This is a genomic window from Parashewanella sp. 2304DJ23-3, from assembly GCF_056591695.1.
This window is the reverse complement of the sequence record NZ_JBWQOH010000009.1, coordinates 63694-75502: the sequence shown is the minus strand read 5'-3', so window position 1 is coordinate 75502 and position 11809 is coordinate 63694. Positions and strand designations below refer to the sequence as shown.

The window sequence follows — 11809 nt, the reverse complement described above, 5'->3', positions numbered from 1 at the left end:
TCATATCTCGCCCTCATCGAGCACTTCACTTTGGTGATAGACCATTGATGATGAAAGCACACCGGGTAAATTACTCACTGCGTCTACATCTGCTACTAGTCCACGTCGGCTGGTTCCTTCAATAATCACCACCAACTTAAACTCGTCGTTCACCGACAGCTCAGCATTTTCCATGGCCATTATGGCCTGACGCACGGCGGACATTTTTTCAGGAATAACTTGGACAACCAAGCTGGTCACGTGAAGTTCTTTGCTCATTTTGCCACTCTAAAATTTTAAAATTGCTTTTGATTATTTGTGCATTTCGTGGGGCTTTAACCTGGACCAGGAGGTCCAATTAAAATCTGGCTCATCCACACTAAAAAGCCATAGCCACCGACGATTAACACAGAAAGTAACGGCGCTAAGAATACGGTTAAAAAAATGAAGATTTTTAATTCCGACTTCTTTTCATCGCTCGAAGTGTCACTCATGCATCCTCCTTTCGGATTGTTGATGTTTGTTCTTCGGTACGAAAATATTATCTTGAATGGGGTTTAAGCTATATAGCAAAAACCCTTTAAAGTTAAGGGTTGATTGATCCAGATCATTCAATCGCTACGTTTAACCTTGTTGAAAAGACAACAAGCTAAACAGTATGGTTTTTAGACAGTTATTGATGTGATATTAATCACATTCTTCAAGCTGGCAATTAGTACGGTATAGAGTAAAAAATCTATTAAAAACCAGCCATATCATAACTTTTAGCAGTTACCCTTGATTTTGATCAAGTCCGGATAGAGATAAGATATTTGTGTCATATCCATCAATGCTTTGTTGATTGGCTTTTTTCCAGTAATCTTCAATTTGTCTTTTTGACTTTCTTTTGTGAGATTGGTTAAGGTCGTCTCTTTGCCCAACAAAATCAAACAAGGGAACACCCATTCCACATGAAGATTGGGTATTTTCAACCTTAAGGACAAAAATTTGTCTTGCTCCAGCAAGAGGCTCAAATAAGCAATATAGCTCATCCCATTCAGAATCAGCCTGATGAACAGCTCTGGCTTGACCATATAGCCTAAGAATTAATGGTTGATCTTTAAAAGCACAAAACATTATAGTCATTCTAGAATTTTGCTGAACATGAGCCGATGTTTCATTGCCACTACCAGTAACATTAAGCCAAACGACAGTGTTCTCATCTATAACTTTTAAGCTGTCCATACCTTTTGGTGAGACATTAACGGTTCCCTCTCCTGCAGCTGTTGCTACAAAAAACATTTTTTGTTCTTCTATAAAGTCTTTTTGAATTTTATTTATATGCGTGAATAGCTTCCCCATAATATTCCTCAATTTTGATTGATTACAATTTGGATCTATGAATTAAATAATCCACCCATTTTGTGGACAAAAAAGTACCGATACTGTCAGTGTTCCTATATAACTTCTCTTCACAATAAGCTTCGGCAACTTGCGCTTCTCCATACTTAATTAATGTTGCCGCAACAACGGCTTTAGCAAGGTGCTCAACAATGGATCTTAAACGGAACTCAATGTCTTCCGAAATAGCTAACAATTGAGATGTTTCATCAATAAATTGATCGTATTTCGAATATGTACCCCTTTGACTATTTAGTTCTAGAAGTAGATGAGCGACAGCTTCTGGCTCTTTAAACATTACCCTTAGTAAGTCCAGACATTGAACATTACCAGAGCCTTCCCAAATTGCATTCACGGGTGCTTCACGATACAAGCGAGGTAAGAAGTTATCTTCTACGTAACCTATACCGCCAATTGATTCCATTGCTTCATAAATAAACTGTGGAGTGCGTTTACATATCCAATACTTACCCAACGCCGTCACAATCCTAATGAATTGCTTTTCAGATTCATCGTCTTGATTATCTAACGCATATGCAACCCGCATAGACAAAGCTAAAGCCGCTTCTGACTCCAAAGCTAAATCCGCTAGTACATTTTTCATCAATGGCTGCTCTATGAGCAGCTTACCAAACGCTTTACGTTGTGATGTGAAATTTAATGCGTGAGATAAAGCGTTTCGCATTAACGCTGAAGACCCAACCATGCAATCAAATCGTGTTAAAGAAACCATATCAATAATGGTTCTCACGCCACGACCTTCATCACCAATCAACCAAGAAAAAGCACCTCGAAACTCGATTTCTGAGGAAGCGTTAGACTTATTGCCTAACTTATTTTTTAATCGCTGAATGTGAAAATGGTTCTTTTGTCCGTCGGGTGTCCAGCGCGGCATAAGAAAACACGATAACCCGTTGTCAGTTTGAGCTAAAACTAAAAAACCATCTGACATGGGCGCCGAACAAAACCACTTGTGACCAACAATCCGATAAGCTTCACCATTGCCAGCTTTAGTAACTGGTTTTGCATAGGTTGTATTTGCCCTTACATCTGATCCCCCCTGCTTTTCAGTCATCGCCATACCGATAGTGAGGCCTTGCTTCTCATAGTAAGGTTTATCTTCACCATCATAATGATCAGCTGTAACTTTAGAGAGCCATTTTTGCGCAATTTTGGGGCTATGTTTCAATGCGGCAACGGCGGCAAATGTCATTGTTAGAGGACAACCAGAGCCTGCATCAGCTTGCATATGTAGATATTCCATTGCCGCCCGAACCACATGCGCACCTTGTTTGTTTTCTTGCCACGGTAAAGATGGGATCTTATTTGAAATCGCAAAGTCCATTAACTGATGATAAGAGGGGTGAAACGTCACTACATCAATTCGGTGACCATTTCGATCATGAGAAACAAATTCAGGAGGGTAATTATTGGCTAACTCACCATGCTCGATACCTTGATCGCCATAAAATTCTCCAAGTTTAACCAGTCTGTCTTCAGCCCAGCTCCCATTAAACTTTTTTAACCAAAACAGTAATGGTTTATCCATTTTAAAGAGATTGAATTTACCCCATTTTGGTTGATTTTCGACTTTATGAGTATTCAACGTACTCAAGAACTCATTTGAAAGCGTATTTTGTGGCATGAAAGTAGACCTTTAAGGTTAAATAACTTAAATGGTTTTGACGAGCATATTAAAGTTACTTAATTAGAGCAAATATTGCGCAATTCTTCCTCTAAGATGAAGTATGTTTTTATTTTTAACTAAGCGCATTAATGGCCTCACCAGGAATAGCTCCAACAGTGTCTCAAACAATGTTTACTCTTGCTGTAGAGCAACATGTTGACATTGATAAGTTACTTTCTGGTGAGCAAGTTAAAATTCCTATTGAATTACCAAGTAAAGGAAGGCAGTGCTACTTACTAACTCTTGCTAAAGACCGACATGGAATTGATTCAAAGTTAGCCGAATCAATGCTTCCTTTCAGGCAGGATAAACAAAACAGCAATGAAAAAATAAAACCAAGCTCTACATCAAGCCAGCTACTTTCTGCAATTTATGAATTGAGAACAGTCAAACCTAGTGAATATGTCAAGCTCATTTTACTTTCTACCACTCTGTGCCCTAGAGCAATCAATTCATTAAAGAGTGCATCGGAACAACAAATAATAGAAATAGTCAGAACCTTAACTGATGCAAAGACATCTTCAAAAGATAAAAAACTTCTTGAGCAAGCTCTAAACTACTGCCCAAAGGGAGCTTTAAATAATGTGATTTCGAGTTTTGCTAACAAAGAACCAAACGTTTTTAAACTGTGTGTAAAAGAAATGAATGAACACGTTATGGAAGACTGGTTAACTTCAGATGATCCATACTCAATGGCAGTATTATTGCGTTCACTTCCGAACGAACCGTTTTTCGAATCGCTAAAAGTAATACTACAACTACAGCAAAACGATTATGTTGTTATTGGTGATGAAGGCTCAAGCTCCCGCACCATTAAAAATTTGATTATTTCAATAGGCAACAGTGCATTCGCAGGCTATGAGCTCTCAAAATTCAAAAGAGTACTGAATATTCTTTCCGACAGAGAATTAGCGGTATTTATTGGTTCAATTAAACCTCAACAAAAATGCCTGTTTTTAAGCTTGATAAGCAATTTAAGACAAAAGCAAAAACTCGCACTAACGCTCATCGAACCAAACCAGCAGCGACATTTTGATCTTATGAGCATTGATCAGATAGTTGAGTTTTTAGCTATTCTGCCCAAAAAGTACAGGCTTAAAACAATTCAAGAGTTTGAGCCGGAGGTTCAAACCCAAATATTCAAAGCGTTACCAAATCAAATAATGTTGGAGCTATGTTCAAGTACAGATTTTTATAACCTATCCCAACTATTTACAGCGAGTGGCTCTCAACATTTGAGTCAAGTGGTAATTGATAAAACTATAGCTTGTAGATATTTTGAGAGGTTTACTAAATTTATTTATAGAGAGTTAAGTGCGAGTCAATTTAGCGATTTTTTACTTAAGTTACCTAAGCCACTACGGAAAGCAGCATTATTTCAGCTTGATAGTTCCCAGCTACTCGATGTTGTTCCAAGCCAAACCTTCAACGAACCAACATCTAATGATCAGTGGCTTCCACTGTTACCAAAAGCATTTTTAGTACAACAAATCAAATCTCGATACCCAAATACTGAACTATTAGTATGCCTTCCTTTTGACGTAAGAATGGAGGCCAACAGGCAGCTAGATTTAGTCGATTGGAAAGTGATGTTCGCCAGTACACAAGAAGATAAAAGGCACCTCTTAATTGATTTTTCAAACCAGTTACAAGTTCAACATTGGGCTGAACAGCATTCAACACCCAATTTACTTGAAGCATTTACCTCTGTGCCTTTAGCCTTTCAACATCAACTGATGAATTTTGTTCCAAAAGCCTTTTTAACTGAATTACTTATGAAGCTATGGACAAATAACATGTGGAAGGAACTCCAGCATTTTGCTTCAGTAACACAAAATCATAGCCGTGCAGGTGAAATTTTAATTGCCCTCAATATGAGGAATGCATGCTGTTGCCGAGAGCTAATTGGCCGTCTCACTAATATGGAGTTCATTCAATTAGAGCCTTTGCTATCAGCAATACAGATGCAGAATCTACAAGCGGTTTCATCAATGTTAATACAAACAAATGTCTCTCAAGATGTAGCCGCAACGCAAATTCAAAGAACATATAAGCGACATCGGATTCACCTAAACAAATGGATGGTTAACTCTAAAACACACAAGAAAACGACAAATGGGGCTCAAACTTTTTATCATTCAAAAGATGGAGATCACCCTCCTCTACGAAGGCCATTGGTGAAAGATAAGCCATCACCGATAAAAAATCAGAAAAGTCGACTTAAAATGGTGAAAGGTTCCGATGGTCAGTACGTTCATATTGAGGCATTTAATGAGAGATGGAAAAGGGACTTAAATAAGCCTCAAGAACGAGAGTTTTTTCCAACCCCAAAACCCGATAGACCGCTAGCAGCATCGCCTGTATTACGCTCACTCATTAATGAACTTGGTCGTGGCAAAGTAATAACAGGAGAAACACCTATCAATTTGGGCGCTTTGGGTGTTTTTATCAAAGACGGCGAAATGGTAGCCACTGATTCAGGCGTTAATCTTCGCATTTACCTAAAAAATCATCGAATAGATAAATCACTACTACAAGAGCTCTGCAATATGCTCGATAAAGCTTGGTCACAAGGGTTTTATTTCAGAGACTTAAAACTAGAAAACATACTGATTCAAGAATTCGCTACAAAAAGTGATGGTTCAGTAATGAAATTACATCGCCCTAAAATTAGTTTAATTGATTTAAATGAACTCTGCAGAGTTGAAATTAACGCCAGCGGACAAGTTGTTAGTGTCTTAGGTAAAGCAGATCTATGGTGTGGAACATACAGCTCGATGACTCTTGAGTTATTAGAGCAAAAAATCACTGGAAAACCTTCAGGACTAGCACTATCTGACAAGTACAGCGCATGCCTTATGATGATTTCAGCCTTAAGTAGACATGTAAGCGAAATACCTTATGCACCCAAATATTGTAAAAGTGGCTCATCATTTAGGAAACCAACAGGTTCTACGAAAACCTTCTTTGTTGGTGATAGACAGGAAAAGTACATACTAGAGCTTGATAAAATATTTGAAAAAGGTATTTATCACCCTACCAGTATTTCAAAAGAACACAGAGCGAGCTTTAAACAAGCTGTTTTGGAGAATGTTAATCCAAAATATCACAGTGGATTTCTAGATTTCATGTCCGATCCTGTTGGTGCACCATTAAATCCTAACTGTACAATGAGCAATCTCTTTTATTGGTAAGTCGACCTGAACTCTACGTAAGCACACCTCTACAGCACAGATATTTATTCGAATTTCAAGCTATGCAGCTTGTTTTATATCAAGAATCTGCTTATGAAATAACATAAAGATCTTTCATATTTGATAATAAATTATATAAAACATGCATCAGGATTTTTAGGTTTAAAAGTGAGCTTTGGTAGTTTCTAATTAATTGAGAACAACTGTTTTTGCAGAGTTATTTGCCGATTTTAAGCTTAATAAATGAAATCTAGATAATTCGATTAAATTAGTCACCCTCCGCATCACTTAATAACTTTCAGTGCTTTTAAGCAATTGCATCTAAATACTCTTTAACCTGTTATTCGAATCAGTAAAGAGTCACTGAGGTGCTACTGAAGGGAGAGGCTTTAAAGCGCAGAAATATTTTTATTTAATATTAAATAAGGTACCCACATGCAAAAGTCTTTAATTTCTATTGTTCTTTCAACCATCATTGGTACAGTCGCTTTTAGTGCAGGAGCTGCGAGTGTCACTCCTTACTCTAACTTAAAAAAAATCAACAAAAACAAAACGAATATAGCTTCAAACTATGCGCAAATTCGTCAAAATAAATATTATAATAAAGCAAATTATTACGATATTAAAAACAACAAAAGTGACATAAAGTCCAATAAATACAATATCAAACAAAATAATGAAGATATTGGTCTTAATACTCAACTTATCGATCATAATGCAAAAGATGTTGTTGCTAACAAACAGCAAATTGCGGAAAATACTTCAGGTGTAGAAACCAATACAGCCTACATTGAGCATAACCATCAAAGTATTAACTCAAATAAAGATCAAATCGAAACTAATTCTGATGGCATGATTCAAAACGCAGACAGAATCACCCATAATCATGGTGATATTACTGCAAATAGAAAGAGCATTAACGATAACTTTGGGCGTATAAGTTACAACACTGAACATGTTGGGAAAAACACTTTAGACCTTCAAAACGCCAATAAAAATATCGTAAAAAATGGCAATAAGATTGATGTTAACACTTATAACATCGACAATAACAGAACCAATATTGATACAAACTCAACAGATATTGCCGCCAACAAGGCTGGAGTAGATTCCAATGCTGCACAAGGCGCCCAAAATGCACAAGACATTTCTTCTGTTGCAAACGTTGCCAAGGGTAACTCTGATAATATTGGGCTGAATAAAAACAATATTTCGAATAACACACAAAATATTGGCGCTAATACTGAAAAGGTTTCTGAAAATAGCTCTAATATTGCGAACAATTCCACCAATATTGATACTAATAGCGCCGATATCACTACTAATAAAACCGATATTAGCAACAACAAAACTGATATTGCTTCAAACAAAGAAGCCATAGGTACAACCAACCAACAAGTAGCATCTAATAAAACCGATATTAGCAACAACAAAACTGATATTACTTCAAACAAAGAAGCCATAGGTACAACCAACCAACAAGTAGCATCCAATACAACATCAATTGCAGACACTAAAACAGATGTCGCCCAAAATAGAACCTCTATCGTTTCTAACACTAAGAACGTATCTCAAAATAAAGCCGCTATTAGTACAGAAACACAACGTAGCGAGACTGCCGAGCAGCAGGAAAATGGCAGAATTGATACTGCAATGGGAGATATAACGCAAAACACGAGTAATATAGGCCAGCTTCAATCAGAAGAAACCAATAACTCAGCGCTGATTCAAGGCAATACAAATCGCCTAGATAAGATCGACTTCCAAGTTCAAGATATCTACAGTCAGTTAAAACGCCTGGATGGTGCTATTGCAGCGAGTGTTGCAGTTGGCTCAATGGCAACGACTCAAGCTCAAACTGACTTAACATTGTCAGTAGGCGCTGGTTATTACAACAATGAAAGTGCATTAGCACTTGGTATTGTCGGTAACGCTAATAAATACGTTTCATTAAAAGCAACGCTTTCAATGTCTAGCGGTGACGATTGGGCTAAACCTATTGCAGGTGCATCAATTAACTGGGCACTTTAATATTACCTCATAAGTGTTAACCATAAAAAAAGCGCCAAATTGGCGCTTTTTTTATTATTGAATAACTAATTACTTAGTGTGTTCTTCGGCTAAATATAACCATGTATCAATTACTGTATCAGGGTTTAATGATACTGTATCAATACCTTGCTCAACCAACCAAGCTGCAAAGTCAGCGTGGTCTGATGGACCTTGACCACAGATACCAACATAAGCACCTTTCTTCTTAGCTGACTGAATCGCCATTGCTAGAAGCTTCTTAACGGCAGGGTCACGCTCATCAAATAAGTGACTGATGATACCTGAATCGCGATCTAGACCTAATGAAAGCTGAGTTAAGTCATTTGAGCCAATTGAGAAACCATCGAAGTATTCTAAGAACTCATCGGCCATCAATGCATTTGATGGTAGCTCACACATCATGATGATACGTAAACCATCTTTACCACGCTCTAATCCTTCTTCTTTAAGAAGTTCAATAACTTGTGCTGCTTCCTCAAGTGTTCGAACGAATGGGATCATGATTTCAACGTTCTTCAAGCCCATTTCATTACGAACACGTTTGATAGCTTCACATTCAAGTGCAAAACAATCACGGAACGATTCAGAAATGTAACGGCTTGCACCACGGAAGCCAAGCATTGGGTTTTCTTCTTCTGGCTCGTAACGGTCACCACCGACAAGATTAGCGTATTCATTTGACTTAAAGTCAGACATACGAACAATCACTTTCTTCGGATAGAAAGCGCTGCCAATCGTTGCAATACCTTCTACCAAACGGGCAATGTAATACTCAACAGGTGAGTCATAGCCTGCAATCATTTCGTGAATTTCTTGCTGGAGCGCTGCATCTTGTTGATTGAACTCAAGCAATGCTTTCGGGTGAATACCGATCATACGGTTGATGATGAATTCAAGACGAGCTAGACCTACACCTTCATTCGGTAGGCGAGCAAAGTCGAATGCACGATCAGGGTTACCAACGTTCATCATGATCTTCATTGGAAGTGCAGGTAAGGTATCAACGCGGTTAGTAACTACGTCAAACTCTTGCTTACCTTCATAAATGAAACCTGTGTCGCCTTCAGCACAAGAAACCGTCACTTCTTGACCCGTTTTAATTAGGTCCGTTACGTCACCACAACCAACTACAGCTGGCACACCTAATTCACGGGCAATAATTGCTGCGTGACAAGTACGACCACCACGGTTAGTAACAATAGCGCTCGCACGTTTCATGATTGGTTCCCAATCTGGATCAGTCATGTCAGTAACCAGTACGTCACCCGGCTGGATTTGATCCATTTCATCAATAGAACCCAGTACTTTAGCAACACCAGTACCAATCTTATGACCAATTGCACGGCCTTCGCTTAATACGTCACCTTTTGTTTTTAGGTGATAACGTTCGATTAACTGAACATCTTCGCGGCTACGAACGGTTTCTGGACGAGCTTGAACGATATAGAGCTTGCCATCATTGCCGTCTTTAGCCCACTCGATGTCCATTGGACGACCGTAGTGTTTTTCAATGATCATTGCTTGTTTAGCAAGTTCCATCACTTCATCGTCATTTACTGAGAATTGACGACGCTTTTCAGCTTCAACATCCTCGATCTTAACTTGCTTACCATGACTTGAATCATCAGAGTAAACCATTTGGATCATTTTGCTGCCGATATTACGACGAACAACCGCTTGATGACCTTCAGTTAAAATTGGCTTATGAACGTAAAACTCATCAGGGTTCACTGCACCTTGTACCACCATTTCACCCAGACCAAACGATGAAGTGATGAATACAACGTCATTATTACCTGACTCGGTATCCATGGTGAACATTACACCTGATGCAGCTTTATCAGAACGAACCATGCGCTGAATACCAGCAGAAAGCGCAACACCACGGTGGTCATAACCTTGATGAACACGGTAAGAAATCGCGCGATCGTTAAATAAAGAAGCGTAAACATGTTTGATGGCAACGAGAACTGCATCAAAACCTTTTACGTTTAGGAAAGTTTCCTGCTGACCTGCGAAAGAAGCGTCCGGCATGTCTTCAGCAGTCGCTGATGAGCGAACAGCAAAAGAAGCATCTTGAGTTTCAGACGATAACTTCTCGTATGATTCACGGATCGCTTGTTCTAATTCAGGTTGGAAAGGTGTGTCGATAACCCACTGTCTGATCTGTGCACCAACTTTAGCAAGTTGATTTACATCATCTACATCCAAAGTATCTAGGATGTCATAAATCTTCTGGTTAACTCCACTTTGCTCAAGAAACTCATTAAAAGCATGAGAAGTTGTTGCGAACCCACCAGGTACTTGTACACCAGCATTAGATAAATTGCTGATCATTTCACCTAAAGATGCATTTTTACCGCCAACTGTGTTGACGTCGCCCATGCCTAATTCCTGATACCAGAGTACATATTGTTGCACAGTTCTATCTCCGCAAATATTTATATTAATTCCGATAGCAGTTTGTTCGATATTTGAAACAAAGCACACTGCTATCGGAATTAATATAAGCGAATGAAACAAGTCCTTCACATTCGCTCGGAGGCATTCTACACTCCGTCACAACAGGCGTAAATCTATAATTTTATTTGTAATTTTATTACTACAAGAGGCAGTTATGGCACCAAAAGTATTCTTTATTTCTGATGGGACAGCAATTACCGCAGAGGTGTTTGGTCATGCAGTTCTTTCTCAATTTCCTATTGAATTTGAACAGGTTACAATTCCATTTGTTGAGACAACTTCAAAAGCGAACGCAGTTAAGCAACAAATAGATGATTGTTTTATTACAACAGGTGTTCAGCCATTAATATTCCATTCCATTGTAAAATCAGAAATTCGTGAAATTGTTACCAGTAGCAAAGGCGCTGATTATGACTTTTTAAATACGTTTGTAGCACCGCTTGAAGAGCAATTGGGCATGCAAGCATCGCCAAAACTTCACCGAACTCATGGTAAAGAGAATGCCAGTTATGAAAACCGCATCGATGCGATTAATTACTCGATGGATAATGATGATGGACAAACACTAAAGCATATGGATAAAGCCGACATCATCCTACTGGGTGTGTCTCGTTGTGGTAAAACACCATCAAGTTTGTATCTTTCAATGCAATTTGGCGTAAAGGCAGCCAATTATCCATTCGTTGAAGATGACATGGATAATCTTAAACTTCCTGAAGCTTTGAAGAGAAATAAAAAGAAACTGTTCGGCTTGACCATCGACCCTCAACGATTACATGAAATTCGCCAAGGACGTTTAAGCAATAGTCGTTACGCCTCACTGCGTCAGTGCCGTATTGAAGTGAAAGAAGTTGAAATGTTGTATAAGAAAGAAAAGATCCCATTCATTAATACGACTAATCACTCTGTCGAAGAGATTTCTACCATGATTCTTGATAAAACAGGCCTTGAAAGGCATATGTTTTAGTCAGAGTAGATAGTCATCATAGCCTTTTAATTGTAATGACCATTTGTGCCTTACAATTGAACTGCTAATGAACAGCTATTAATTAAT

General features: G+C 38.4%; 8 protein-coding genes. 3 read left to right on the top strand and 5 right to left on the bottom strand.

What is annotated here, in order from left to right; all coding sequences use genetic code 11:
• From AC1EU2_RS15065 to AC1EU2_RS15050, 4 genes are all read right to left on the bottom strand, one after another.
• Positions 1-258: a chaperone NapD gene (locus AC1EU2_RS15065; protein ID WP_129946333.1), complete on the bottom strand. Its 258-nt coding sequence runs from the start codon at positions 256-258 to the stop codon at positions 1-3.
• A gap of 56 nt (positions 259-314) precedes the next feature.
• Positions 315-473, bottom strand: a complete 159-nt coding sequence (gene napE / locus AC1EU2_RS15060) for a periplasmic nitrate reductase, NapE protein (RefSeq protein ID WP_129946332.1) — start codon at positions 471-473, stop codon at positions 315-317.
• 277 nt (positions 474-750) lie between these two features.
• On the bottom strand, positions 751-1320 hold the full coding sequence (locus AC1EU2_RS15055) for a pyridoxamine 5'-phosphate oxidase family protein (protein ID WP_480299108.1): 570 nt from the start codon (positions 1318-1320) through the stop codon (positions 751-753).
• A gap of 22 nt (positions 1321-1342) precedes the next feature.
• Positions 1343-3004, bottom strand: a complete 1662-nt coding sequence (locus AC1EU2_RS15050; RefSeq protein ID WP_480299107.1) for an isovaleryl-CoA dehydrogenase — start codon at positions 3002-3004, stop codon at positions 1343-1345.
• Between the two features lie 158 nt (positions 3005-3162).
• On the opposite strand from AC1EU2_RS15050, the gene AC1EU2_RS15045 reads away from it, so the two are divergent.
• Positions 3163-6240: a hypothetical protein gene (locus tag AC1EU2_RS15045; protein WP_480299106.1), complete on the top strand. Its 3078-nt coding sequence runs from the start codon at positions 3163-3165 to the stop codon at positions 6238-6240.
• 435 nt (positions 6241-6675) lie between these two features.
• Positions 6676-8271 (top strand): YadA-like family protein, encoded by a 1596-nt coding sequence (locus AC1EU2_RS15040; protein WP_480299105.1) that lies wholly within the window; start codon positions 6676-6678, stop codon positions 8269-8271.
• A 69-nt stretch (positions 8272-8340) separates the two neighbouring features.
• On the opposite strand, the gene ppsA is transcribed toward AC1EU2_RS15040, so the two are convergent.
• Positions 8341-10713: a phosphoenolpyruvate synthase gene (gene ppsA / locus AC1EU2_RS15035; RefSeq protein WP_480299104.1), complete on the bottom strand. Its 2373-nt coding sequence runs from the start codon at positions 10711-10713 to the stop codon at positions 8341-8343.
• A gap of 196 nt (positions 10714-10909) precedes the next feature.
• Between ppsA and ppsR the strand changes: the two genes are divergently transcribed.
• Positions 10910-11722, top strand: coding sequence for a posphoenolpyruvate synthetase regulatory kinase/phosphorylase PpsR (ppsR, locus tag AC1EU2_RS15030; protein ID WP_480299103.1), 813 nt, complete (start codon positions 10910-10912; stop codon positions 11720-11722).
• Positions 11723-11809: the final 87 nt, after the last annotated feature.

Bases quoted from the DNA above. Each gene is read 5' to 3' on its own strand.
- AC1EU2_RS15065 (WP_129946333.1), bottom strand. From the start codon at position 258: ATGAGCAAAGAACTTCACGTGACCAGCTTGGTTGTCCAAGTTATTCCT.
- napE (WP_129946332.1), bottom strand. From the start codon at position 473: ATGAGTGACACTTCGAGCGATGAAAAGAAGTCGGAATTAAAAATCTTC.
- AC1EU2_RS15055 (WP_480299108.1), bottom strand. From the start codon at position 1,320: ATGGGGAAGCTATTCACGCATATAAATAAAATTCAAAAAGACTTTATA.
- AC1EU2_RS15050 (WP_480299107.1), bottom strand. From the start codon at position 3,004: ATGCCACAAAATACGCTTTCAAATGAGTTCTTGAGTACGTTGAATACT.
- AC1EU2_RS15040 (WP_480299105.1), top strand. From the start codon at position 6,676: ATGCAAAAGTCTTTAATTTCTATTGTTCTTTCAACCATCATTGGTACA.
- ppsR (WP_480299103.1), top strand. From the start codon at position 10,910: ATGGCACCAAAAGTATTCTTTATTTCTGATGGGACAGCAATTACCGCA.